26 protein-coding genes are annotated in these 22,862 nt (G+C 75.4%); 13 read left to right on the top strand and 13 right to left on the bottom strand.

The annotated features are described in order from the left end of the window. Positions 1–21: 21 nt before the first annotated feature. Both AES38_RS11275 and AES38_RS11270 read left to right on the top strand, forming a co-directional pair. Positions 22–1,254 carry a molybdopterin-dependent oxidoreductase gene (locus AES38_RS11275; protein ID WP_053775060.1) on the top strand — a complete coding sequence of 411 codons (1,233 nt, stop codon included), beginning with the start codon at positions 22–24 and terminating at the stop codon, positions 1,252–1,254. Then, the gene (locus AES38_RS11270) at positions 1,254–1,742 is read left to right on the top strand and encodes a hypothetical protein (protein ID WP_053775785.1); all 489 of its coding nucleotides are present in this window, start codon (positions 1,254–1,256) and stop codon (positions 1,740–1,742) included. Before AES38_RS11275 ends, AES38_RS11270 begins: the two co-directional genes overlap by 1 nt. Here the strand turns inward: AES38_RS11270 and AES38_RS11265 are convergent. The 3 genes from AES38_RS11265 to AES38_RS11255 are packed head-to-tail and all read right to left on the bottom strand — an operon-like array spanning position 1,691 to position 3,773. Further along, positions 1,691–2,389, bottom strand: coding sequence for a class I SAM-dependent methyltransferase (locus AES38_RS11265; RefSeq protein WP_053775059.1), 699 nt, complete (start codon positions 2,387–2,389; stop codon positions 1,691–1,693). The genes AES38_RS11270 and AES38_RS11265 overlap by 52 nt on opposite strands. Continuing rightward, positions 2,386–3,069, bottom strand: a complete 684-nt coding sequence (locus AES38_RS11260) for a TIGR04282 family arsenosugar biosynthesis glycosyltransferase (protein WP_053775058.1) — start codon at positions 3,067–3,069, stop codon at positions 2,386–2,388. The genes AES38_RS11265 and AES38_RS11260 overlap by 4 nt, the downstream gene beginning before the upstream one ends. After that, the gene (locus tag AES38_RS11255) at positions 3,066–3,773 is read right to left on the bottom strand and encodes a glycosyltransferase family 2 protein (RefSeq protein ID WP_053775057.1); all 708 of its coding nucleotides are present in this window, start codon (positions 3,771–3,773) and stop codon (positions 3,066–3,068) included. The genes AES38_RS11260 and AES38_RS11255 overlap by 4 nt, the downstream gene beginning before the upstream one ends. 118 nt (positions 3,774–3,891) lie before the next feature. Here AES38_RS11255 and AES38_RS11250 point away from each other — a divergent pair, with 118 nt between their 5' ends. The 4 genes from AES38_RS11250 to AES38_RS11235 all read left to right on the top strand — a co-directional run bounded on the left by AES38_RS11250 (position 3,892) and on the right by AES38_RS11235 (position 7,985). After that, positions 3,892–4,728 (top strand): response regulator transcription factor, encoded by an 837-nt coding sequence (locus AES38_RS11250; protein WP_053775056.1) that lies wholly within the window; start codon positions 3,892–3,894, stop codon positions 4,726–4,728. Then, positions 4,725–5,987: a sensor histidine kinase gene (locus AES38_RS11245; protein ID WP_053775055.1), complete on the top strand. Its 1,263-nt coding sequence runs from the start codon at positions 4,725–4,727 to the stop codon at positions 5,985–5,987. Before AES38_RS11250 ends, AES38_RS11245 begins: the two co-directional genes overlap by 4 nt. After that, positions 5,984–7,603 carry a molybdopterin-dependent oxidoreductase gene (locus AES38_RS11240; protein WP_053775054.1) on the top strand — a complete coding sequence of 540 codons (1,620 nt, stop codon included), beginning with the start codon at positions 5,984–5,986 and terminating at the stop codon, positions 7,601–7,603. The genes AES38_RS11245 and AES38_RS11240 overlap by 4 nt, the downstream gene beginning before the upstream one ends. Before the next feature lie 127 nt (positions 7,604–7,730). After that, positions 7,731–7,985, top strand: a complete 255-nt coding sequence (locus AES38_RS11235) for a hypothetical protein (RefSeq protein WP_053775053.1) — start codon at positions 7,731–7,733, stop codon at positions 7,983–7,985. A 76-nt stretch (positions 7,986–8,061) separates the two neighbouring features. Here AES38_RS11235 and AES38_RS11230 read toward each other — a convergent pair whose 3' ends face one another. Continuing rightward, a complete protein-coding gene (locus tag AES38_RS11230) occupies positions 8,062–8,742 on the bottom strand; it encodes a PadR family transcriptional regulator (RefSeq protein ID WP_053775052.1) in 681 nt (226 codons plus the stop codon). 263 nt (positions 8,743–9,005) lie between these two features. Here AES38_RS11230 and AES38_RS11225 point away from each other — a divergent pair, with 263 nt between their 5' ends. Then, positions 9,006–9,698, top strand: coding sequence for a hypothetical protein (locus AES38_RS11225; RefSeq protein ID WP_053773289.1), 693 nt, complete (start codon positions 9,006–9,008; stop codon positions 9,696–9,698). Between the two features lie 125 nt (positions 9,699–9,823). On the opposite strand, the gene AES38_RS11220 is transcribed toward AES38_RS11225, so the two are convergent. The 4 genes from AES38_RS11220 to AES38_RS11205 form a co-directional block, all read right to left on the bottom strand. Next, positions 9,824–11,203, bottom strand: coding sequence for a hypothetical protein (locus AES38_RS11220; protein WP_244629164.1), 1,380 nt, complete (start codon positions 11,201–11,203; stop codon positions 9,824–9,826). A gap of 7 nt (positions 11,204–11,210) precedes the next feature. Continuing rightward, complete coding sequence (locus AES38_RS11215; protein WP_244629163.1) at positions 11,211–12,119, bottom strand: TIGR03943 family putative permease subunit; 909 nt, start codon at positions 12,117–12,119, stop codon at positions 11,211–11,213. After that, complete coding sequence (locus AES38_RS11210; protein ID WP_371259397.1) at positions 12,106–13,083, bottom strand: permease; 978 nt, start codon at positions 13,081–13,083, stop codon at positions 12,106–12,108. Before AES38_RS11210 ends, AES38_RS11215 begins: the two co-directional genes overlap by 14 nt. A 379-nt stretch (positions 13,084–13,462) precedes the next feature. Continuing rightward, complete coding sequence (locus AES38_RS11205) at positions 13,463–14,566, bottom strand: hypothetical protein (protein WP_053775051.1); 1,104 nt, start codon at positions 14,564–14,566, stop codon at positions 13,463–13,465. 151 nt (positions 14,567–14,717) lie between these two features. Between AES38_RS11205 and AES38_RS11200 the strand changes: the two genes are divergently transcribed. Together AES38_RS11200 and AES38_RS11195 are read left to right on the top strand one after the other, a co-directional pair. Beyond that, positions 14,718–15,182 (top strand): Dabb family protein, encoded by a 465-nt coding sequence (locus AES38_RS11200; protein ID WP_053775050.1) that lies wholly within the window; start codon positions 14,718–14,720, stop codon positions 15,180–15,182. Positions 15,183–15,283: 101 nt separating this feature from the next. Beyond that, on the top strand, positions 15,284–16,273 hold the full coding sequence (locus AES38_RS11195) for a hypothetical protein (RefSeq protein WP_053775049.1): 990 nt from the start codon (positions 15,284–15,286) through the stop codon (positions 16,271–16,273). A gap of 13 nt (positions 16,274–16,286) precedes the next feature. Here the strand turns inward: AES38_RS11195 and AES38_RS11190 are convergent, their stop codons facing one another. From AES38_RS11190 to AES38_RS11175, 4 genes are all read right to left on the bottom strand, one after another. After that, complete coding sequence (locus AES38_RS11190; protein ID WP_053775048.1) at positions 16,287–16,736, bottom strand: hypothetical protein; 450 nt, start codon at positions 16,734–16,736, stop codon at positions 16,287–16,289. A gap of 99 nt (positions 16,737–16,835) precedes the next feature. Continuing rightward, positions 16,836–17,900, bottom strand: coding sequence for an NAD-dependent epimerase/dehydratase family protein (locus AES38_RS11185; RefSeq protein ID WP_053775047.1), 1,065 nt, complete (start codon positions 17,898–17,900; stop codon positions 16,836–16,838). After that, entirely contained in the window at positions 17,897–18,799 is a 903-nt protein-coding gene (locus AES38_RS11180) for an MTAP family purine nucleoside phosphorylase (RefSeq protein ID WP_053775046.1), read from the bottom strand. Before AES38_RS11180 ends, AES38_RS11185 begins: the two co-directional genes overlap by 4 nt. 97 nt (positions 18,800–18,896) lie before the next feature. Further along, positions 18,897–19,670, bottom strand: a complete 774-nt coding sequence (locus tag AES38_RS11175; protein ID WP_053775045.1) for an isocitrate lyase/PEP mutase family protein — start codon at positions 19,668–19,670, stop codon at positions 18,897–18,899. Positions 19,671–19,880: 210 nt separating this feature from the next. On the opposite strand from AES38_RS11175, the gene AES38_RS11170 reads away from it, so the two are divergent. Genes AES38_RS11170 through AES38_RS11155 form a run of 4 tightly spaced genes read left to right on the top strand, consistent with a single transcriptional unit; the run spans position 19,881 to position 22,621 of the window. Beyond that, complete coding sequence (locus AES38_RS11170) at positions 19,881–21,176, top strand: molybdopterin molybdotransferase MoeA (protein WP_053775044.1); 1,296 nt, start codon at positions 19,881–19,883, stop codon at positions 21,174–21,176. Next, entirely contained in the window at positions 21,169–21,666 is a 498-nt protein-coding gene (moaC, locus tag AES38_RS11165; protein ID WP_053775043.1) for a cyclic pyranopterin monophosphate synthase MoaC, read from the top strand. Before AES38_RS11170 ends, moaC begins: the two co-directional genes overlap by 8 nt. After that, positions 21,663–22,193, top strand: a complete 531-nt coding sequence (locus tag AES38_RS11160) for a MogA/MoaB family molybdenum cofactor biosynthesis protein (protein WP_053775042.1) — start codon at positions 21,663–21,665, stop codon at positions 22,191–22,193. Before moaC ends, AES38_RS11160 begins: the two co-directional genes overlap by 4 nt. Then, positions 22,190–22,621, top strand: a complete 432-nt coding sequence (locus tag AES38_RS11155; protein ID WP_053775041.1) for a molybdenum cofactor biosynthesis protein MoaE — start codon at positions 22,190–22,192, stop codon at positions 22,619–22,621. The genes AES38_RS11160 and AES38_RS11155 overlap by 4 nt, the downstream gene beginning before the upstream one ends. 10 nt (positions 22,622–22,631) lie before the next feature. Here AES38_RS11155 and AES38_RS16040 read toward each other — a convergent pair whose 3' ends face one another. Further along, on the bottom strand, positions 22,632–22,802 hold the full coding sequence (locus AES38_RS16040) for a hypothetical protein (RefSeq protein ID WP_167441237.1): 171 nt from the start codon (positions 22,800–22,802) through the stop codon (positions 22,632–22,634). Positions 22,803–22,862: the final 60 nt, after the last annotated feature.

Here is a 22,862-nt window from a genome sequence, read left to right as displayed (position 1 = left end):
CCCGGACGGAGGACGACCCCCATGCGGACGCTGATGCACGAGGCCCGCAGGCGGCTCGCGTCGCCCGCGCGCACGACGCGCCTGGCGGTGGTGGTCGGGCGCCTGCTCGGCCTCGCCTTCCTGGTCTGCTTCGCCACCGGGCTCTACAGCCACTTCCTCCAGGACCCGCTGCCGTGGATGCGCTTCCCGACCGCGCCCGTGTCGCTGTACCGGCTGACGCAGGGGATCCACATCACCGCCGGCATCGCGTGCGTCCCGCTGCTGCTCGCCAAGCTCTGGATCGTCTTCCCCGAGCTGCTCACGTACCCGCCCATCACCGGCGTGGTCTCGTTCCTCGAGCGCGCGTCGATCGCGGTGTTCGTCGGGGCGTCGCTGCTCGAGGTCGCCATGGGCCTCCTCAACACGTTCCAGTGGGTGCCGTTCCCCTTCTACTTCCGGCAGACGCACTTCGCGCTGGCGTTCGTGGTGGTCGGATCGCTCGCGATCCACATCGGCGTCAAGCTGCCCGCCATCGCGGGGCACTGGCGACGCGGGCAGGCCGACGAGTCGCCCATCGTCGAGGACGCGCCCGCCGCCGGCCGGCCCGCGCCCGCCGCCGCGCCCCGCGGGGTCACGGGCCGCGTGCTCGCGTGGATCGACGACGCCCCCGTCGCGCCGGCGCCCGTCGCCCGCCGCGGCTTCCTCGTCGCGGTCGGGGCGTCCGTCGCCGCGGTCGTGGGGCTCACCGCCGGGCAGTCGTTCCGGATCCTCGCGCCGTTCAACGCGTTCGGCCCGCGCGTCATGGGCACCGGCCCGCAGCGGCTGCCCGTCAACCGCACGGCCGAGGCCGCGGGCGTCACCGAGACGGCGGTGGATCCCGCGTGGACGCTCACCGTCTCGACCGGATCCGCCTCGCGCGCCTTCACGATGGACGACCTGCGCGGCATGGAGCTCGTCACCGCGACGCTCCCCATCTCGTGCGTGGAGGGCTGGAGCCAGTCGGCGACATGGCGCGGCGTGCGGCTCATGGACCTGATGGACGCCGTCGGCGCCGACCCGGGCGCGCGCCTGCGCGTCACGAGCCTCGAGCAGCGCGGCGGCTTCCGGCGCACCGAGATGGGGCCGGAGTACGTGCGCGACCCGCTCACGCTCGTGGCGCTCGAGCTCGACGGCGCGCCCCTCGACATCCAGCACGGCTACCCGGCGCGCATGATCGCGCCCGGCCGACCCGGCGTGCTGCAGACCAAGTGGCTCTCGACCCTGGAGGCGATGTGATGCCCGGAACACGACCCGCGGAGGCGCCCGGATCCCGCGGCGTGCTCGCGGCGCGCATCGCGCTCGTCGCGGTCGGCGTCGTCGGCCTCGTCGTGGGCGCCCTCGTGCTGCTCGACTCCCAGCGCCCGGACCAGGTGGTCGGCGTCGCCGTCTTCCTGCTCCTCGCGATCCTCGTGCACGACGCGATCCTGTCGCCCGTCGTCTTCGTCGCGGGCCTCCTGCTGCGCAAGGCCGGTCGACGCCTGCCGCCGGGCGCGCTGGCGATCGTGCAGGCGGGCGTCGTCGTGATGGCCGTGACCGCCCTCGTGGTCGTGCCGGAGATCCGGGCGCGCGCGCTCGGGAACGAGAACCCGACGATCCTCATCGCCGACTACGCGCCGCGGCTCGCGCTCATGTGGGTCGCCACCGCGGTGGCGACGGCCGTGGCGGCGTGGCTCTACGTGCGGACGAGCCGGCAGAAGGACCGGCCCTCGGTCTCCCAGCACTGAGCGAGCGCGAGGCCCGCGGCGTCGGCCATGCGCGCGACGGCGTCGCGGCCCACCTGCGCCCACGGGAACGGGTCGCTCGCGCGGCCCTGGCCGTCCTCGACCGTGCACTCGAACGTGCGGTCGCGGGCGGGATCCGGGTGGGTCTCCACGATGAGCGCGCCCTGGTCGTCGAGCAGCTCGCCGCAGCGGGCGAGGAGCGCGGCCGCGTCGCCGCCGATGCCGATGTTGCCGTCGAGGAGGAGGAGCGTGCCCCAGCCGCCCTCGCGGGGGAGGCGCTCGAAGACGGAGCGGTGCAGGACGGGAAGGCCCTGGCCGGCGGCCATCTCGACCACGGTCGGGGAGACGTCGATGCCGAGGGCGCCGAGGCCCGCGTCCATCGCGGCGCGGACCATGCGGCCCGGGCCGCAGCCGACGTCGAGGACGGGTCCGTCGGCCTCCGCGAGGAGGCTCGCGTCGACCGCGTCGGCGTCGGCCCTCCAGCGGCTGATGTCGATGACCTCGTCGCTGCCGTCGTCCGCCGCGAGCGACATGAAGAGGACCTCGCCGGAGTCGCGGAGCGCGCGGGCGTAGGGCTCGCCGCCCCCGGATCCGAAGGTGCGGTCGCGCGCGGTGGCGCGGTCCTCGGGGTGCTCGACGGCCAGGCTCATGCGGGGTCCCTCTGCGGTGCTGCGGATGGTGCGGTCGCGCTGCGGGTCTCCGCGGCGGTCATCAGGGTTCGGAGCGCGGCGGCGAAGCGATGGGCGGGCGCGGCCGCGGCGGCCTCGCGCGCGTCGTCGACGGTGTCCACGTCGGTCAGCTCCGGCAGCATCGCCACGTCGAGCCCGGCGTCGATCAGCCGCGAGAGCTGCACGGCGCCGGTGTCGTCGCGCGACATGGGCACGCCGCGCACGAGGCCGCCGTCGGGATCCCGGAGGCCGAGCGCCCAGAAGCCGCCGTCGTTGGCGGGGCCGAACCAGGCGTCGGGCCCGCGCGCGCCGTCGGCCCACGAGTCGAGCACGGGACGGATCAGGTCGGCGGTGAGCTGCGGCGTGTCCATGCCGACGAGGAGGACGGGGCCGTCGAGCGCGTCGAACATGGCGGCGAGGCGCTCGTCGAGGTCGCCCGCGACCTGCGGGAGCACGTCGTAGCCGTCGGCCTCCGCGGGCGGGTTCGCGCCGTCGAAGAGGAGCACGCGGCGCGCGGGGGCGGCGTCGTCGACGGCCGCGAGCGTGTCAGCGAGGGCGGCGGAGGCGAGCTCGGCCGCCTCCTCGAGAGTGAACGGCGGGTGCAGGCGCGTCTTGACGCGGCCCGGGATGCACTCCTTGGCGATGACGACGACGGCGGTCACGCGGATCCTCCCGGGGTGCGGTCGGCACCGGCCGCCGCCTGTCGCGCCTCGGCCAGCACGCGCGACATGTCGCGCACGGCCGTGACGGTCCCGCGCACGGTGCCGGTCACCTTGGACCGCCCCACGCGCGGTGCGTACGGCATCTCCACCTCCAGGATGCTCCACCCGGCGGCCGATGCGCGCAGCAGCATCTCCAACGGATAGCCGCTGCGCCGGTCGAGGATGCCCAGATCCAGCAGCTCGGTGCGCCGCCCGCACCGCATCGGGCCGAGGTCGTGCAGCGGGACGCCGGTGATCCGGCGCAGCCGCCGGGCCAGCTCGAGGTTCGCGATCCGCGCGTGCAGCGGCCACGCGCCGCGCGCCGACGGGACGCGGCGACCCAGCACGAGGTCGCGCTCGCCGTGGCGCACGGGGTCGACGACGCGCGGCAGCATCGCCGGATCCATCGACGCGTCGGCGTCGCAGAACGCCACGAGCGGCGCGGTCGCGGCCTCGAGCCCGGCGTGCGCGGCGGCGCCGAACCCGCGGCGGGACTCCGTGACGACCAGCGCGCCGTGCTCCCGGGCGACCTCGGCGGAGCGGTCGGTGGATCCGTTGTCGACGACGATCGCGCGGTACCCCTCGGGCAGGCGGCCGAGCACCCAGGGCAGGGCCTCCTCCTCGTCCAGGCAGGGCAGGACCACGTCCACGAGCGCGCTCATCATCCGTCGAGCCTAGGAGGCCGGGCCGACGGCGGGCTCCGCGCGGCCCGAGGGGTGACGGCTCCCTCGCAAGGCGGCCACCCCGGGTCCCGCCCCAGGGACCGGCGCATAGTCTGGCCGGGTGAGCCCCGCAACCGATCCCGCGCGCGCCGACGCCGGGCGCCCCGAGCCCGCGCGGCCCGACCCGTCGCGGCCGGATCCGCTGCGCGGCCGCCGCATCCTCGTGGTCGAGGACGACCCCACGGTCAACGAGGTCGTGTGCCGCTACCTCAAGGCCTCCGGCTTCCAGGTGGAGACGGTCGCCGACGGCCTCGAGGCCGTGCGCGTCGCCACCGAGCGCATGCCCGACCTCGTGGTGCTCGACCGCATGCTGCCCGGCCTCGACGGCCTCGAGGTGTGCCGGCGGATCCGCGCCCACCACCCCGACTCGCCCGTCCCCGTCGTGATGCTCACCGCGCTCGGCCAGGGCGAGGACCGCGTCAACGGCCTCGACGCCGGCGCCGACGACTACCTCGCCAAGCCGTTCTCCCCGCGCGAGCTCGTGCTCCGCGTCCGCGCCGTCCTCCGCCGCACCGTCCCGGAGCCCCAGCCGGAGCCCGCGTTCGTCGCCGGCCCGTTCGTGCTCGACCTCGGCGCGCGCGAGATCCACCAGGCCGGCGTGATGCTGTCCCTCACCTCGCGCGAGTTCGACCTCCTCGCCTTCCTGCTGCGGAACCCGCGCCGCGTCTTCGGCCGCGACGATCTGCTCCGCTCCGTGTGGGGCTGGGAGATCGGCGACCTCTCCACCGTGACCGTGCACGTGCGGCGCCTGCGGGAGAAGATCGAGGCGGATCCCGCGCACCCCGTGCTCCTCGGCACCGTGTGGGGCGTCGGCTACCGCTTCGACCCCGACGCCGCGACGCCCGACGTGCCCGCGACGCCCGCCGCGCCCGCCCCTCCCGCCGGCGACGACGCGTGAGCGCCGACGAGTTCCTCGTCGTCGTGCTGACGGCGCTCGTCTGCGCCGCGGTCGTCGGCCTCGGCGCCAGCGTCCTGCTGCGCCTGCTCCGCCGCCGGTCGCTCGTGCTCCAGATCTGCGTGGTCGCGCTCGCCGCGGTGCTCTCGGTCGTGGGCGGCATGGTCGCCGTCACCGCGAGCATGCTCGTCGACGACGCCGGCCTCACCGCGTTCCTCTCGGTCGCGGCCGTCTCCGCGCTGGTCTCCCTCGTGATGGCGGCGATGCTCGGCATGACGCTCGTGCGCGGCAGCCGCGAGCTCGGCCGCTACGCCGCGTCGATGGGCGAGGAGGCCGCCGTCGAGCCCGGCCGCCCCACCAGCACCGAGTTCGCGCAGCTCGCCCGCGAGCTCAGCGCCGCCAACCGCCGCCTCGCCGACGCCCGCGACCGCATGGAGGCGCAGGAGCGCAGCCGCCGCGAGCTCATCGCGTGGATGTCGCACGACCTGCGCACGCCGCTCGCGGGGATCCGCGCCATGGCGGAGTCCCTCGAGGACGGCATGGTCGACGACGAGCACCGCTACTTCCGGCAGATCCGCGTGCAGGCGAACCGCCTCAACGGCATGGTCGACGACCTGTTCGAGCTGTCGCGGATCAACTCCGGCAGCCTCGAGCTCGCCGTCGAGCGCGTCTCCCTCTACGACGTCGTGAGCGACACCGTCGCGGAGCTCGGCCCCGTGGCGCAGGCCCGCCAGGTGGACCTCCGCGGCGAGACCGCGCACGACGACCTCGTGGTGCAGGGCGACCCGCGCGAGCTCTCCCGCGTCGTCGGCAACCTCGTCATGAACGCCATCCAGCAGTCGCTCCCGGGCGGCCGCATCGTGATCTCCGCCCACCGCGACTCCGGCAACCTCGCCGTCCTCTCCGTCGAGGACACCGCGGGCGGCATCCCGGAGGCCGACCTGCCGCGCGTGTTCGACGCGGGCTGGCGGTCCACCGGGTCCCGCACCCCGCGCGCCTACGGCAAGAGCGCCACCGAGAAGGCCGCGCTCGGCCCCGACTTCCCGGCCGCGCCCGTCGAGGCGACCCTTCCGGATCACGCGGTGCAGGCCGAGGGCACGCACGACGGCGGCTACGCATCCGGCGGCGGCGGCGCGGGCCTCGGCCTCGCGATCGTCCGCGGCATCGTGCGCGCCCACGACGGCGACGTCACCGTCCAGAACATCGACGGCGGCTGCCGCTTCGACGTGATCCTCCCGTACAGCAAGCCGGTCGGTCCGTGACGCGCGCGGCCCTCCGCTGGTGGTCCGCGTTCCTCGGGGTGGTGGCGGCGCTCGCCGTGCTGGCCGTCGCCGAGATCGCCGCGGCCTTCGTCGCGCCCGCGGCGAGCCCGGTGCTCGCGGTCGGCGCGCTCGTCATCGACCTCGTGCCCGCGGGCGTCAAGGACGCGGTGATCGCCCTGTTCGGCACGGGCGACAAGGTGGCGCTCCTCGTGGTGCTCGGCCTCGTGGTGCTCGCCGCGGCCGCGGTCGCCGGGATCCTGCAGGTGCGCCGGCCCCCGCTCGGCGTGGTCGTGCTGGCCCTCTTCGCCGGGATCGCCGTGCTCGCGGCCACCACCCGCGCCGGGGCCACGGGCGCCGCCGCGATCCCCACGGTGGTCGGGATGCTCGCGGGCGCGTTCATCCTCCACCGCGGCGCCGACCGCCTCCGCGACTGGCGCGACGCGGCCGACCGCGCCCGGTCGCTCGCCGCGCAGACCGCCGAGCCCGTGCGCGGCATCGCCCGTCCGGCCGCGCGCGCCCCGCTCACGCCCGGCGCCGGTGCCCGCGTGGAGCGCCGCACCTTCCTCGTCATGACGGTGGTCGCGGGAGTCGCGTCGGTCGTCGCCGGATCCGTCGCCCGCGGCGTCAACGCCGCCGCCGCCCGCGTGGACGACTTCCGCCGCACCCTCGTGCTCCCGCGCGCGGCCTCGCCCGCCGCCGCGATCCCCGCCTCCGCCGAGCTGGGGATCCCCGGCCTCGCGCCCTTCGTCACGCCGTCCGACTCCTTCTACCGCATCGACACCGCGCTCCAGGTGCCGTCGGTCGACGCCGCGGCCTGGCGCCTGCGGATCACCGGCATGGTCGAGGAGGAGGTCGAGATCTCGTTCGCCGAGCTGCTCGCCCTCCCGCTCGAGGAGCACGTGACGACCCTCACCTGCGTCTCCAACGAGGTCGGCGGGAACCTCATCGGCAACGCGCTCTGGCTCGGCTACCCCATCCGGCTGCTGCTCGAGCGCGCCCGCCCCACCGCGGGCGCCGACATGGTGCTCTCCACGAGCCAGGACGGCTGGACGGCGAGCACGCCGATCGAGGCGCTCACCGACCCGGACCGCGCCGCGATCCTCGCGGTCGGCATGAACGGCGAGCCCCTCCCGCAGCAGCACGGCTTCCCCGTGCGGATGGTCGTGCCCGGCCTCTACGGCTACGTCTCGGCCACCAAGTGGGTCACCGAGCTCAAGGTCACGACCTTCGCCGAGGACGTCGCCTACTGGTCGACCCGCGGCTGGACCGAGCGCGGCCCCATCAAGACCGGCTCGCGCATCGACACCCCGCGCTCGGGCATGCGCGTGGACGCCGGCCGCGTGGCCGTCGCGGGCATGGCGTGGGCGCAGCACACCGGCATCGAGCGGGTGGAGGTGCGCGTCGATGAGGGCGACTGGGTCGAGGCGACGCTGGGCGACGGCGTGGGCACGGACACGTGGCGGCAGTGGTCGTACGCGTGGGACGCGACGAGCGGATCCCATCGCGTGGAGGTGCGCGCGACCGACACGACGGGCGCGACGCAGACCTCGGACGAGGCGCCGCCCGCTCCCGACGGCGCGACCGGCTGGCACGGGATCACCGTCAGCGTCGCCTGACCCGGGTCCGGGTCCGGGTCCGCGTCCCCGCGCTCGCCGAGGGATCGGGCCAGCACGCGCGGAGGCGGGGCGCGTACGGTCGGAGGACGGCGCGCACGCGCCGCATCGACCAGCAGAGGAGAGCACCGTGAGCGACATCGAGAACCCGCGCGATCCCGCCGACCGCGACCTGGACGACACCGGCGTCGACGAGGAGGAGCTCGTCGGGGCAGCCGACCGCGACGCGCGAGAGGCCATCGACGCCGAGCGCGTCGTCCCGCTCGAGGACGACGCCGTCGAGGCGGACGACGCCGACGGCGGCCTCGGCATCGACATCACCGAGTCCGACGGCCCGGACCTCGAGGCCGGCGACGACCTCGACACGGGAGCGGCGATCCGCTGATCCTCCCGCGCGCACGACGACGGCCCCCGCAGATGCGGGGGCCGTCGTCGTGCCGGGGCCCTGCGGCCGGCGCGGATCAGTCGGCGAGGATCGCGTACAGCGCGCGTCGCGTCTCGTCGAGCTTCGCCGCCGCGGCCTGGCGCTGCGCGTCCGTCGCGTCGTGCATGAGGGGCTTCACCACGCCCATCAGCTTCATGAGGCTCGTCTGGAACGCGTCCTCGCCCTCGGACTTGTCGGTGGTGGCGGCCCAGGCGGCGTCGATCTCCGCCTGGTTCTCCTCGACGTGGGCGCGGCCCGCATCGGTGAGGGAGTAGACGCTCTTCGAGCCGGAGTCGTCGGCGACGATCAGGTCCTCGTCGACGAGCTGCTGGAGCGTGGGGTAGACGGATCCGGGGCTCGGCCGCCAGGCGCCCTCGGTCTTCGCGGCGATGCCGGTGATGAGGCCGTAGCCGTTGGAGGGCGCGTCGGCGAGGAGGGACAGGATCGCGAGGCGGACGTCGCCGCGGCGGGCGCGACCCCGTCCGCCGCGTCCGCGGCCCGGGCCGAATCCGGGCCCGAAGCCGCCCATGCCGGGGAAGCCCGGGAACCCGGGGAAGCCGGGGCCGCCCTCGCCGGGGCGGAAGCCGCGGGCGAGCGGGCGGCCCGGCATCATGCGCGGGTGGAAGCCGCCGTGGTGCTGCATGCGGGGCTCGTGGCGGTCGGCGGGGGATCCGTCGTGGGAGGACGGCAGGTGGTCGTCGTGGTCGTAGGTGCGCATGGTGCGCTCCTTCCGGTCGGGGGATGTCGGGAATCGCGGCGTGCTGTCGCGATGTAGCGACGATATATCGGCGACTATCGGAAGTCAACAGCGGGCGTCGTGCCCGTCGGCGTCGATCCGCATGTCCACGGGGCTGTGCGCGCCGAACCTGGCGTTCACCTGGGAAAGGAGAACCGCCCCCAACCCGTTCCGCGACGGCGCCGAAGTCCCTGTGTCGCCCGGGGAACCGGGCGGATCCCAGCCCACACAGCGAAGGAACAACCATGCGCAACCTCACCAAGTCCGTCTTCGGCCTCGCCACCGCCGGCTTCCTCGTCGTCGGCCTCGCCGCGTGCTCCACGCCCGCCGAGACCCCCTCGTCCTCCTCCTCCGCCGCGCCGTCCGCGTCCGCGACGACCGAGGCCAACCCCACGCCCCTCGCGACGATCCCGACCCTGACCGGCGTCGACACCAAGGTCACCCTCGACAGCGGCTTCACCGGCGCCCTCACCACCCTCGGCCTCACCCCCGGCGTGATCGGCGGCGCGACCCTCGACGGCGCCACCGGCACCCTCGCGTTCCCCATCACCGGCGGCAACGTGAAGTACTTCGACCCCGAGCAGTCCTACCGCCCCTACGTCCAGGGCGAGATCGACCACGCCGGCTCCGGCATCAGCCTCACCGCCGGCTCCACCGTCGTGAAGCTCACCGACTTCGTCATCGACCCCGGCACCAGCCGCCTCACCGGCTCGGTCCAGGTCGGCGACGGCGAGGTCATGAAGGACGTCTACATCTTCAACCTCGACGGCACGACCCTGAAGCCCCTCCAGATGGAGGGCGACAACGCCGTCCTCGAGGGCACCACCGTCAAGGTCAGCCCCGACGCCGCCGCCCTGCTGAACAGCACCTTCGGCACCGACGCCGTCACCGACCAGCTCGTCGTCGGCATCGCCAAGATCACCGTCAACACCAAGTAGCACCCACCCGGCACAGCCGGGACGCACCACCTGCGATCACAGCGGAACGCATCGACGGCCTCGTCTCGCTCTTCGGGAGCCGGGGCCGTCGGCGCGTCCGGGGGCGGGCGGCAGGCCCCGGCGGATCAGCCGATCGTGACCTCGAAGCCGGCGACGCTGCGGGTCACCGTGCCCGTGGCGAGCTCGACGAGCAGGGTGGTCACGGTCGTGTCGCGGGGGTTCCGCGGGTAGTCGTCGCTCGCGCCGCGCGCGGGATCCGGCACCGTCTCCAGCAGCGCGAAGCGGCCGTTCGGGGTGACGGAGAGGCCCGTGATGCGCGTCGACGGATCCGCGGGCACGTACACGTCGCTCGCCCGGCCGTCGCGCACCACGACGAGGCGCTGGCTGGCCCTGCCGGTGGCGGCGTCCAGCGCCGTGCGCACGCGGAGCACCGCGCCGTCGTCGCCGGGCACGAACGAGATCGCGCCGTCGTACTGCAGGTCGGCGCCGCCGGTCTCGGTCGGCAGGGTCGTCTGCTGCGCGGTCGTGAGGTCGATCTCGGTCGTCGAGCCCGGGTCCGTGACCGCGAGCCGCGTGCCGTCCGCGGAGAACGGGCCGAGCGTGCCGTGGCGGCCGAGCGGGACGATGGGCGTGGATCCGTCGACCGTGATCAGGTAGAGGTCGCCGTCCTGCCCATGCGCCACCAGCTGCGGTCGGCCGGGCACGAAGCCCCACGCCTGGACGCTGAGCTCCCGTCCGTCGAGCCCCAGCACGGGCGTCGGGGCGGCGCCGGCGCCCACGTCGTCGACCATGAGCGTGTCGTCGTAGGGGCCGCCGTCCGCGCTCGTGAAGCGGAAGCCGACCGTGGTGCCCGTGTCCGCCGCGTGCAGGTCCTGCAGCGTGCCGCGGCCGGGGAGCGGCAGGTCGACCTGGCCGGATCCGTCGAGCGCCGCGATGACCAGGGCGTTCGTGCCGTCGTCCTGGAGGGTCGCCACGACGAGCGAGTCGCCGACGACCGCGTACTCCTGGATCTTCGTGGCCTGGAAGACCACGTCGCTCGCGCCGTCGCCGGTGCCCGCGACGCTCTGCCGCACGATCCGGTCGGCCTGCTGCTCGCCGCCGCGGACGAGCACGAACATTCCGGGGTCGCCCGTGCGGAACCCCGTGCGGAGGTCGGACGCGGGGCCGCCGCCGACGCCCTGCACGCCGTCGATCGACACCGTGTAGTCGGCGTCGTAGGCGAGCGGGCGCGCGAAGTCGAGGATGATGCGGTCGGCCTGCGTGTCGACGGTGAAGTCGGCGCCGGGCTCCATCCGGATGCGCGACGCGTCGACGGGCTGGAGCGGCCGGTTCGCCGCGAGCACCAGCCGCTGGCGGGACTGCTGCACGACGGCGAGCGGATCCACGTCGGTGCGCACCAGCCGAGGACCCTGGCTGCCGGCGATCACGAGCAGGACGCCGCAGACGAGCGCGAGCACCATGATCACGGCGGTGAACGCCCGGCGGAAGGCGGCGGCGTCGGTCACGGGCGGCTCAGTAGACGTAGGGGTCGGCGGGCTGGTCGACCTTCGTCACGTCCTGCGGCATGACGGCGAGCGGCTGCCGGCTCTTCGCGCTCGGGTTCGAGGCGAACGGCCCCGTCACCCGCACCCACTCGTCCTTCTGCAGCGTGCTGGCCCAGCCGGGCTGGTAGACGGGAACGCCCACGGGCTGCGCGTCGACCGCGCAGCAGGTGACGACGAAGCGGGTCACGTAGAAGACGTCCTCCGGGTCGTCGGGGTCGGCGCTCACGAAGCCCGTGATGTCCACCGACTTGGAGGTGAAGAAGGTGGGATCCGTGGTCTGCGCGAGCAGCTGCGACCAGTCCTTGACGCCCAGGGTCGAGAAGTCGCTCGTGCCGAGGAGCTCCTGGTCGGGCGCGGCGTCGGAGGCGACCGTGCTCGAGTTGAGGGCGCGCTGCGTGACCGTGCTGGTGGTGAGCGTGCGCGGCGGGAGCACGAGGACGGCCACCACGGTGACGGTGACGACCGCGGCGACGGCCACGCGGGAGGCGCGGGCGCGGAGGGAGGCGCGGCCGGCCGCGGCGGGCGCGGCCGCGAGGTCGCCGAGGGCGGCGGATCCGTGGTCGTGGTCGTGCTCCTCCGCGGCGTCGGCGGGGCGCAGCGCGAAGCCGGCGACGGTCGCGACGAGGCCGACGACCGCCATGATCCCGGTGAAGACGAAGTAGCGCGGGTGGATGTAGAGGCCCAGCTGCCCGGTGATCGTCAGCCAGAGCGTCGAGACGACGCAGGCTGCGAGCAGGACGAGGCCCACCGTGGAGGAGGCATGGCCGCCCGCGGCGCGACGGCGGCGCGCGCGGCTCCGGCGGAGGGCGGTGGGCCGGTCGGCGGTCGGGTCGGCGGACTGCCGGTCGTGGCGGGTCCGGTCCTCAGGCGATCGCATTGACACCCCATCCCAGCGCGAGGCTGATCAGCGCGACGACCGAGGTGATCATCACGAGCGTGCGGGTCGAGTAGGTGGTGCGCATGAGCGCGAGCATCTTCACGTCGATGACCGGCCCGAACACCAGGAAGGCGACGATGCCGCCGGGAAGGAACACGGATCCGAACGAGAGCACGAAGAACGCGTCCACGTTGGAGCAGACCGAGACGACGAACGCCAGCAGCATCAGCGCGAGGACGGAGAGGATCGGGCTGCCGCCGAGCGTCACGAGCACCTCGCGCGGCACCGCGACCTGGATCAGGCCCGCGAGCAGGGATCCGATGACGAGCGCCGGCATGATCGTCGTCGCCTCGCGGCCGAACAGCGAGATGGACTTCCGGACGCGCGCGCCGCCGTGGGCGTGCGGATCCGGCAGGGCGCACTCGGCGCGGAACTCGTCGGTGAGCAGGCGGTCGGGCTCGGGGTGGAGGCTGAACAGCCAGCCGACCACGTTCGCGATGAGGAAGCCGCCGACGAGGCGCGCCACGAGGATCCAGCCGTCCCAGCCGAAGGCCGCGTGCGTCGTGATGATGGTGATCGGGTTGATGATCGGCGCGGCCAGCAGGAACGTGATCGACTCCGGCACCGTGAAGCCGCGCACGACGAGGCCGCGCGCGAGCGGGACGTTGCCGCACTCGCAGACGGGCAGCGCCATGCCGAGGAACGAGATGCAGGCGCGGCGCGCGAACGGGTTCCGCGGCAGGCGGCGCTCGATGACGCCGGGCGGCACCCACACCTGCACGACGATCGACAGGACGATGCCGAGGATCACGAACGGCAGCGACTCCACGATGACGCTGACCGAGAGCGTGACGAGGTCCTGGAGGCGGTCGGGCAGGACGCTGTCGCCGAGCGCGGGCGAGGCCGCGCGGAGGGCGAGGAGCAGGAGGACGAGGGCGAGGCCCGTGACGAGGCCGGTGCGGATCCCGGTGGGGGTGGTGCGCGGGGCGTGGTCGTGCGCGTGACCGGGGGCCTCGCGGGGGAGGGTCGCCGTCGCGACGGGCGAGGACGCGGGGCTCGGCTCGGCGGGCGGAGCGCCCGCGCGGATCCGGCGGTCGCGGGCGCGCTCGCGGCGGGGGCGCGCGGGCCGGTCGAAGGGCGAAGCGCCGTCGTCGTCCGGGCCGAACGGGCTGTGCCGGTCCGTCATCGCGGACCGGTGGCGCGGGGCCGGGGTCCGAGGAGGGCGCGCACGGGATCCACCCTAACCGCGCTGAGAAGCGTGCTCAGCAGGTGCGGCGGAGGGTCAGGAGACGGCGTCGCGCGCCCGCGGACGGCGGGATGCGACGGCCGGGTCGCGGCTCCGGTCAGCGGAACGCCTCCGGCAGCTCCGGGCAGGCGGCGGCGACGCGGGCGTCCATGCGCTCCGGCATCGGGGTCCACGGGCGCTCGGCGCGCGCGAGCGCGATGAACTCGTCGACCCCGGGCAGCTCGCCGGACACGGGCGCGCCCTCCGCCGCGTAGCAGGGGAGGAGGAAGGACGCGTAGTAGTCGCGGAGGTACGCGAGCTCGGCGTCGCTGCGCGGGCCGGCGCTCTGCACGGGGAAGCGGACGGCGCACGCGTAGACGACCAGCGGATCCGCGTCGACGAGGCTGTAGGCGTCGTCCGCGATGCGCGAGGCGGACACGCCCCCGTCCCGGAGGCACGCCAGCTGCTGCTCGACGTGGTCCTCCGGCTCGACCAGGCGCTCCGGGCGCACGTCCGGCCGCACGGCGTCCGGGTCCTGCTGGAGCACGAGATCCCAGGCCCGGTCGGCGCCCGCCTGCAGCTCCTCGGCCAGCTCGGCGTCCGTCGGCGGGACCCGCACCGGTGGATCCGCCGTGAAGTCCGGCACGGGGGCGCCGCGGCGACCGTCCGGGGTGCCCATGGCCTGGCCGCGCGGGACCGACGTCGTGGTCGCGGTGGACGTCGGGGAGGCGACGCCGGGGCCCGAGGACGCGGAGCCCCCGCCCTCGAGGATGCCCGCGGCCGACGCGGCGCCGAGCCCGGCGACCACGAGGCACGCGGCGACGACCGCGGCGATCGGGCCGGGGCGGAGGGCGCGTCGGCGCCTGGGCGCGGGGTCGTCCCCGTCGCGGAGGGCGGGATCCGGGTGCTCGTGCTCGTGCTCGTGCTCGTGCGCGTGCTCGCCGGCCGTCGGGGGCGCCCGGGCGTCGGCCTCGAGCAGCGCCGCGCCCTCGTCCGCGAGGCGCGCCTCCTCCTCCACCAGCGCGACCAGCGGGGCCGGCAGCTCGCGCTCGTCGTACCCGGTGCGTGCGCGGAGGGCGGCGGGCACCTCCACGAGCGGCGCGGTGGATCCGGCGCGCCCGTACGCGGTCCGCCGGAGCTCCTCGAGCAGGGCCGCGGCGGCGGGATCGTCGCGGAGGCGCCGGGCGAGCGCCTCGGCGCGGGAGGCGTGCGCGTCGTCCATGCGGCCTCCTCGTCGCGGCGGGCGCGACCCTGAGGGGCAGCGCGGTACCGACCAGGCTACGGCCGCGGATCCGGCGGGGCGAGGGCCCCGTCCGGGTCACGGTCGCGCCCCCCCCTGTGCCGTCGGCGCCGGATCGGGCCAGGATCCGGACATGACCACCGACGCGCCCCCCGCCCTCACCGACGCCCAGCTGACCGCCCGCGACCACGTGCCCGGGCTCGTGCACCACGTCGTGCTGTTCCGCCTCCGCGACGACGCGGCGCCCGCGGACCGCGACGAGGTCGAGCGCCGCTTCCGGGCGCTCGCCGACTCGCCGCACCCCGACGGCTCCGGCCCGTACATCCGCTCGCTGCACGCCGGACGGCAGTCGAGCCCCGAGGGCGTCGGCCGCGGCTTCGAGCTCGGGTTCGTGCTCACCTTCTCCTCCGAGGGCGACCGCAACCTCTACCTCGGGGAGCCGCTCGTCGCGGATCCGTCCCGCATCGACGCCCAGCACGCCGCGTTCAAGGAGTTCGTGGGCCCGCTGCTCGCGCCGGATCCGCACGGGGTGCTGGTGTTCGACTTCACGGAGGCGGCGTCCGCGGCCGACGTGCCGGCGGGGGCGTCGTCGCGCTGATCCCGCGCCCCCGATGCGGGCCGCGCCGTCGCTGCGGCTCGGCCCGAGGCGCGTCCGCCGCGAGCATGGTGGCGCCGGACCCCGACGAGACGAGACGCCCCGTGACCGCTGCCGCCGCACCATCGCACACCCACCGGTCCGCCGACCCGCGCCTCCTGGCGCAGGTGCGCCACCCGCGCCCGTGGCCGGGCGCCGTGCTCGCCGCCCTCCTCGGCTGGGTGGCGCTGGGCGTCGCGCTCGGCCTGTCCGTAGGCATCGTGGATGCCGTCACCCGGGCGTTCGGCGCCGACCGCGTCCTCCCCGCCGTCCTGCAGGCCGTCCTCATGTCGGCGCTCGCGGTGCCGGCCGTGGCGGTGCTGCGGCGCCGGATGGACCGCCGCAGCCTCCGCAGCATGGGGCTCGCGCGCCGCATGGGTCGCCCGCTCGCTCTGGGGGCGGGCGTCGGCGCGGTCACCGGTGCCCTGGTCTGGATGCCCGCCGGCGCGCTCGGCTGGATCCGCGTCGACGACGTCGACCTCCTCGGGTTCCTCGGCTTCCTGCTCCTGAACGGCGTCGTCCTCGCCCTCTACGAGGCGATCCCGGAGGAGCTCGCGCTCCGCGGCCACGTCTGGACGAACCTGCGCGACGGCCTCGGGCTGGTGGCCGCGACGATCCTCACGACCGCGCTCTTCCCGCTGATCGGCGTGGTGGTCTCCCCGGTCCGCGCGCTCGTCGCGGTCGTCACGGGCGGTGACCCGCTCCCGTTCGCCGTGTTCCCGGCGGGCATGGACCCGATCGTCTACGTGGTGCAGCTCGCGCTGTTCGGCCTGGCGCTCGTGGCCGCGCGACGGATCCCCGTCGAGGGCGCGCTGCTCGTGGCCGTGGCCTTCCACTGGACGCAGCTGACCGTGACGCGGCTGGTGTTCGGCGGCACGGGCTGGGCGCCGTCGGGCTGGGACGTCGCGTTCGTCGAGCCCGACGCGATCGCGCTGGTGCTCGTCCACATCGTGCTGGCGGGGCTCGTGTTCGTCGCGGTCCGCGTCGCGCTGCAGGCGAGGGGCCGCGGACGGGCGGCGGCCGGCAAGCGCCTCGGCACGGGCGAGCCGCGGTAGGGGATCCGCCGGGTCAGCCGAACGGCGCCGTCGGGACCTGGCAGGTCACGGGCTGGCCGGGCGCCGCGGTCGAGGACGCGATCTCCTTCACGCCGTCCACCAGGATCCGGCAGGTCAGCGCCTCGCCGTCCATCGGCGTGGCCTGCACGAACGCCCAGTCCTCCGCGGTCACCACCGACTCGATCGACCAGATGGAGCTCGCGGAGTCGTCGCCGGGCGCGAACGACGCCTGGCCGACCTCCTTCACGATCGACGGGCGGCCGCGATGGGAGGCCTCCGCGTACGACACGTCGGTCAGGCCGTCGGCGGCGGGCCCGGTGGTCGTCACCTCGTAGGTGATGGCGTAGATGTCGGCGACGTCGTCCATCACGCTCGAGCAGCCCGCGAGGGCGAGGGTCACGGCGCCGAGCGCGAGGGCGGTCCCGACGCGCGCGGAACGGCGGGGGGATGCAGCGGGGGTCATGCTCCCAGTCTCGCGGCGGGGGCCCGCCGGCTCATCCGCCGGAGGTGCCGGGATCGCCGGGGGGACCAGCACCCGGGTACCGATCGGGCCGGGCCGGCGTCAGACGACCGCGCTGCGCAGCGGCGCCGTCGCGAACTCGCGCATGCCCTCCTCGAACGTCATGCGCGGCTCCCAGCCGAGCTCCGTCCGGAGCCGCTCCGACGACGCGGTGATGTGCCGCACGTCGCCCAGCCGGTACTCGCCCGTGGTGACGGGCGCGGATCCGCCGGCCTCGCGCGCGAGCGCCTCCGCCATCTCGCCGATGGTGTGCACGGTGCCGCTGCCGACGTTGAACGCGCGGAAGGACCCGGGCTCGTGGGTCGCGGTCCAGGCGAGGGCGGCGAGGTTCGCGCCCGCGACGTCGCGCACGTGCACGAAGTCGCGGCGCTGCCGGCCGTCCTCGAAGACCCGCGGGGCCTCGCCGCGCGCGAGCGCCGAGCGGAACAGCGACGCGACGCCCGCGTAGGGCGTGTTCTGCGGCATGCCCGGCCCGTAGACGTTGTGGTAGCGGAGCGCCGCCGCGCGACCGCCGGTGGCCCGGGTCCAGGAGCTCGCGAGGTTCTCCTGCGCGAGCTTGGTGGTGGCGTACACGTTGCGCGGCTCCAGCGGCACGTCCTCGCCGATGAGGGTGGGGACGAGCGGCTCGCCCGTCGCGGGGTCGACGGGGTCGAACATCCCTGAGTCGAGGTCCGCGACGCGGCGCGCGGGCGGGCGCACCGGACCGTCGGCGCCGTCGTACGCGCCCTCGCCGTAGACGACCATCGAGCTCGCGAGCACGAGGCGGTCGATCCCGGCACGGGTCATCGCGGCGAGCAGGACGGCGGTGCCGCCGTCGTTCGTGGCGACGTAGTCGGGGGCGTCGAGGAAGTCGACGCCGAGGCCGACCTTCGCGGCCTGGTGGCAGACGACGTCCACTCCGTCGAGCGCGCCGGCGACGGCGTCCGGATCCGTCACGTCGCCGCGCACGAGCTCGACGCGCGGGTCGAGATCCGGGTCGCCGCCGTGCACGTCGGCGCGCAGCGAGTCGAGCACGCGCACGCGGCGCCCCTCCGCGAGCGCCGCCTCCACGATCGCGCCGCCGATGAAGCCCGCGCCGCCCGTGACGAGCAGGATGCCGTCGCTCACGAGCGCGCACCCGTCGTGGGTCGGGCGAGCACGGACGCGACCGCGTCCGGGTCGATGAGCGGCCGCCCGCGGTAGTCGGCGGGGATCGCGCGGATGACCGCCTCGATCGCCCGCACGATGCGCGGCTGCGCCTCCTTGAGCCGCGCGAAGACCAGGTCGGCCGTGACGGCGTCGCCCTGCTCGCCCGGGAGCGGCGCGAGGCCCGCGTCCGCGTCGGTGACGAACGACAGGTTCACCGTGCCGATGTTCAGCTCGGACGCGAGCACGACCTCGGGGTACTGCGTCATGTTCACGATGTGCGCGCCCGCCTGGCGGAACCACAGCGACTCGGCGCGCGTGGAGAAGCGCGGGCCCTGGATCACGACGACGGTGCCGGAGGTGCGCAGGGGACCGGCAGGATCGGCGCGGTCGCCGCCCTCGAGCTCGACCAGCGCGGCGGCTGCGAGCGCGTGCAGCTCGGGGTCGAAGGGATCCGCCGCGGAGAGGTGCTGCACGACGCCCTGGTCGAAGAACGTGTCCGGCCGGCCCCAGGTGCGGTCGAGCAGCTGGTCGGTGAGCACGAGCGATCCCGGCGGGTAGTCCGGCGAGACGCCGCCGACCGCGGACGACGACACGATGGCCGAGACGCCCAGCGACGCGAGCGCCCAAATGTTCGCGCGGTAGTCGATGAGGTGCGGCGCGACCGAGTGGTCGGCGCCGTGCCGGGTGAGGAACGCGACGCGGCGACCCGCCAGCTCGCCGACGGCGACCTCGCTCGAAGTGGGGCCGAACGGCGTCTCGATGCGGTGCGACGTGCTGGTCGCGGGGTCGAGCAGGGCGTAGAGGCCGGATCCGCCGATGGCGCCGATCTCGGCGCGGGGGGCGGATGCGGCGGGCGCCGCGGCGGGGGTGTCGGTCACGTCGTGCTCCTTCGGGTGGGTGCCCAGTCAACCAGGGCGCGGTGGGCGCGGGCTCGTCCGCGTCCGCCGCGCCCCGGTCGACGCGGACGGGACCGCGTCAGTTGAGCGGACGCGTCCCCTCGGGCAGCGCGCCACCCGCGTAGAGGTCCTTCGCCGTGTCCTGGAGCGCGGTCAGCGCGACGCGCTGGGTCCACGGGCCGTAGGAGACGCGGGCGACGCCGAGCTCCTGGAAGCGGGCGGGGGAGAGGGATCCGGGGACGCCGATGACGGTGAGGCGCTGCGGGCCGACGGCCTCGACGAGGGTGCGCACCTCGTCCTCCGTGAGCGGGCCGGGCACGAAGACGCTCGTGGCGCCGGCGGCCATGTAGGCGCGGCTCCGCTCGACGGCGTCGGCCAGGATGTCGGACCGGTCGCGGTCGCCGCCCAGCACGTAGGCGTCGGTGCGGGCGTTGAGCGCGAACGGCACGCCCTCGGCCTGCGCGGCGGCGACGGCGGCCTCGACCGCGCGGATCGACTGGTCGAGGGGACGCATGCCGTCCTCCAGGTTCGCGCCGACGACTCCCACGCCGATGGCGCGGCGGACGGTCTCGCCCGCGTCGCCGTAGCCGGACTCGATGTCGGCGGAGACGGGCTGCTCGACGGCGGCGACGATGCGGCCGATCATGTCGAGGTGGAGGTCGAGCGGGATCCTCTCGCCGTCCTCGTAGCCGAAGGTGGCGGCGATGGAGTGGCTCGCGGTGGCGAGCGCCTTGGTCTCGGGGAGCGCGCCGATGGCGGCGGCCGTGATGGCGTCCCACACGTTCACCACCTGGAGGAGCTCGGGTGCGGTGTGGAGGTCGACGAGGTTCTGCCCGCGGGCTGCGATGGTCATGGTCCGACCCTAGGACGGCCGCCCGGCGCGCGGCAGGGGCGGCTTCGGGACCCGGACACCTCGTCGCGGCGCGCGCCTGGGGAGGGGCGGGCGACCCGCCGACCCGCGCGCCCGGCGGGCGCTCAGCGCCGCCGCCCGGCCCCTGCTCGCGACGCGGATCCCGTCCCGTCCCCCGACGAGCACCCCTCCGCCCCGGGGGATGATGGGGGCATGACCCCCGACCGCCCCGCGGACCGCCTACGACGCACGGTCGACGAGCACCGTGCGGCCGTGTCCGCGCTTCTCGCCCCGCTCGCGGGCCTGCCCGCGGAGGAGCTGGACGTGTCCGCGGAGGCGCTCGTCGCGGATCCCCACCGCCATGCCGGCCGCGTGCTCGCCCGCGACGTCGTGAGCCCGCTCGACCTGCCGCCGTTCCGCAACTCGCAGATGGACGGCTACGCCGTGCACGCCGCCGACCTCGCCGACGCGACGGGTGAGCGCCCCGCCGTCCTCCGCATCGCGCCCCGGATCCCCGCGGGCGTCGCCCCCGCGCCCCTCGAACCCGGCACCGCCGCGCCCTGCATGACGGGCGCCCCCGTGCCGCCCGGTGCCGACGCGATCGTGCCCATCGAGGCCGCGATCCCCGACCGCTTCGTCGACGAGGACGCGACCGACGCCACCGTCTCCTTCCGCGCGCCCGTGGATCCGGGCGCCTTCGTCCGCGCGCAGGGCAGCGACCTCGCCGCGGGCGCCGTGCTCGTCGCCGCCGGCACGCGCCTCCTCCCCGCGCACCTGGGCGTCCTGGCGTCGGCCGGCGTCGCGCGCATCTCCGTGCGCCGGCGACCCGTCGTCCTCCTCCTCTCCACCGGCCTCGAGCTGCGGGGGCCGGGCGAGGAGCTCGCGCCCGGCCAGATCCACGACGCCAACTCCGCCGCGCTCGCCGCGTCGCTCCAGGCCGCGGGCGCGGAGGTGCGGGCGCTCCGGATCGCCTCCGACGACGCCGACCTGGTGCGCGCCGCCCTCCGCGACGCGGCCCACGACGTCGACCTCCTCGTCACGACGGGCGGGGTCAGCGCGGGCGCGTACGAGGTCGTCCGCGACGTGCTCGAGGGCGGCGGCGTGGAGTTCGTCTCCGTCGCCGTGCAGCCGGGCGGGCCGCAGGGGCTCGGCACGGCGGACCTCGGCGGCGCGCGGATCCCCGTCGTCGCGTTCCCCGGCAACCCCGTGAGCGCGCTCGTCTCGTTCGAGCTGTTCCTCCGTCCGGTGCTGCGGCGGATCGCCGGGCACCCGCGTCCCGACCGCCCGTCCCGCGAGCTGCCGCTGGCCGAGCCGCTCGACTCGCCCGCCGCCAAGCACCAGGTGCGGCGCGGCCGGCTCGACGCGGACGGCCGGGTCGTCGCGGTCGGCGGGCCCGGATCCCACCTCCTGCACGCGTACGCGACCGCCACCCACCTCGTCCACATCCCCGCAGGTCGCGACCGGCTCGAGGCCGGCGACCCCGTCACCGTCTGGAGCATCGATGACTGATCCCGCCGCCAGCGCCGCCGCGCCGTCCCTCACCCACCTGCGGCAGGACGGATCCGCCCACATGGTCGACGTCACCGACAAGGCCGTCACGAAGCGCCGCGCCGTCGCGCAGGCCGTGCTCGTGACGCGGCCCGAGGTGGTCGCGTCCGTCATCGCGGGCGACCTCCCGAAGGGCGAGGCGGTCGGCACGGCGCGCATCGCGGGGATCATGGCGGCGAAGCGGACGTCGGACCTCATCCCGCTCTGCCATCCGCTGCCGATCGGCCGCATCGAGATCGACATCACGGGCGACGACGACCGGCTCACCGTGGTCGCGTCCGTCAGCACCACGGGCGTCACGGGCGTGGAGATGGAGGCGCTCACGGCGGCCTCGGTCGCCGCGCTCACGCTCTACGACATGCTCAAGGCGGTGGACGCGCGGGCCGTGATCACCGACGTGCTCGTGCGCGAGAAGCAGGGCGGCAAGTCCGGCGACTGGGAGCGGGCATGACCGCCGTGGATCCGCGGGGCCGCGCGGTCGTGATCGTCGCCTCCACGCGCGCCGCCCTGGGGGAATACGAGGACCGCACGGGACCCGTCATCGCGGCCTGGCTCCGGGAGCGCGGCTTCGCGGTGGACGGCCCGCACGTGCGGGCCGACGGACCCGGGGTCGCCGCCGCGCTCGCCGACGCCGTCGCGGGCGACGCGCGCGTGATCCTCACCACGGGCGGCACGGGCATCACCCCCACCGATCGCACGCCCGAGGCGACGGCGCCGCTGCTCGACCTCGAGATCCCCGGGATCATGGAGGAGGCCCGCCGCATCGGCACGGCCCACACGCCGACGGCCGTGCTCACGCGCGGGCACGCGGGGATCGCGGGCGGCGCGTTCGTCATGAACCTGCCGGGCTCGCCGGGCGGCGTGCGCGACGGCCTCGGCCTGCTCGACCGGATCCTCGACCACGTGCTCGAGCAGGCCCGCGGCGCCGTGCATCCCGCGACGGACCCGGCTGCGGACGCCGACGGAGCGACGGCGTGACCGCCGACCGCGTGCTCTTCGCGCGCATCGCCGGCGGCGCGATCCGCGTCGAGGACTGCGCCGACGCCGTGCGCGCCGACGACGCGGGCGCCGTCGTGACCTTCGAGGGCGTCGTGCGCGACCACGACGACGGCAAGGGCGTCCTCTGGCTCGACTACTCCGCGCATCCGGCCGCGCGCCAGGCGATCCGCCAGGTCGCGCTCGACGTGTCGGCGCGGTACCCGGACGTGCGCATCGCCGTCGAGCACCGCATCGGCCGACTCGGGATCGGCGACGTCGCGCTCACGTGCGCCGTGTCCTCCGCGCACCGCGCCGACGCGTTCGCCGCGTGCGGCCTGCTGGTGGACGAGGTCAAGCAGCGCGTCCCCATCTGGAAGCAGCAGGCGTTCGACGACGGCACGAGCGAGTGGGTCGCCTCCCTCGGCTGACCCGGGAGGACTACGCCTTGGGCGTCTTGGCGGAGTTGTAGCGGCGGCGGAGGCTGCCGAGCACGATCGTGCCGAGGATCAGGATGATGCCGATGATCCCGAGCCAGACGAGGCCCTTGATGGCGAACCCCACGACCGTGAGGATCAGCCAGAGGACGAGCAGGACGACGATGAACGCCATGGGGGTGACCTTCCGTTCGGGACCCGCCGGCGGTGCGCCGGAGAGGGGGAGCGCGCGACG

Source organism: Clavibacter capsici (genome assembly GCF_001280205.1).
Classification (GTDB): domain Bacteria; phylum Actinomycetota; class Actinomycetes; order Actinomycetales; family Microbacteriaceae; genus Clavibacter; species Clavibacter capsici.
The sequence above is the reverse complement of the archived record's forward strand: the minus strand, read 5'-3'. Positions and strand labels throughout refer to the sequence as shown.

Excerpts from the sequence above, each read along its gene's own strand:
- AES38_RS11275 (WP_053775060.1), top strand. The coding sequence starts at position 22 with ATGCGGACGCTGATGCACGAGGCCCGCAGGCGGCTCGCGTCGCCCGCG.
- AES38_RS11270 (WP_053775785.1), top strand. The coding sequence starts at position 1,254 with ATGCCCGGAACACGACCCGCGGAGGCGCCCGGATCCCGCGGCGTGCTC.
- AES38_RS11265 (WP_053775059.1), bottom strand. The coding sequence starts at position 2,389 with ATGAGCCTGGCCGTCGAGCACCCCGAGGACCGCGCCACCGCGCGCGAC.
- AES38_RS11255 (WP_053775057.1), bottom strand. The coding sequence starts at position 3,773 with ATGATGAGCGCGCTCGTGGACGTGGTCCTGCCCTGCCTGGACGAGGAG.
- AES38_RS11230 (WP_053775052.1), bottom strand. The coding sequence starts at position 8,742 with ATGCGCACCTACGACCACGACGACCACCTGCCGTCCTCCCACGACGGA.
- AES38_RS11225 (WP_053773289.1), top strand. The coding sequence starts at position 9,006 with ATGCGCAACCTCACCAAGTCCGTCTTCGGCCTCGCCACCGCCGGCTTC.
- AES38_RS11215 (WP_244629163.1), bottom strand. The coding sequence starts at position 12,119 with ATGCGATCGCCTGAGGACCGGACCCGCCACGACCGGCAGTCCGCCGAC.
- AES38_RS11205 (WP_053775051.1), bottom strand. The coding sequence starts at position 14,566 with ATGGACGACGCGCACGCCTCCCGCGCCGAGGCGCTCGCCCGGCGCCTC.
- AES38_RS11200 (WP_053775050.1), top strand. The coding sequence starts at position 14,718 with ATGACCACCGACGCGCCCCCCGCCCTCACCGACGCCCAGCTGACCGCC.
- AES38_RS11190 (WP_053775048.1), bottom strand. The coding sequence starts at position 16,736 with ATGACCCCCGCTGCATCCCCCCGCCGTTCCGCGCGCGTCGGGACCGCC.
- AES38_RS11175 (WP_053775045.1), bottom strand. The coding sequence starts at position 19,670 with ATGACCATCGCAGCCCGCGGGCAGAACCTCGTCGACCTCCACACCGCA.
- AES38_RS11170 (WP_053775044.1), top strand. The coding sequence starts at position 19,881 with ATGACCCCCGACCGCCCCGCGGACCGCCTACGACGCACGGTCGACGAG.
- moaC (WP_053775043.1), top strand. The coding sequence starts at position 21,169 with ATGACTGATCCCGCCGCCAGCGCCGCCGCGCCGTCCCTCACCCACCTG.
- AES38_RS11160 (WP_053775042.1), top strand. The coding sequence starts at position 21,663 with ATGACCGCCGTGGATCCGCGGGGCCGCGCGGTCGTGATCGTCGCCTCC.
- AES38_RS16040 (WP_167441237.1), bottom strand. The coding sequence starts at position 22,802 with ATGGCGTTCATCGTCGTCCTGCTCGTCCTCTGGCTGATCCTCACGGTC.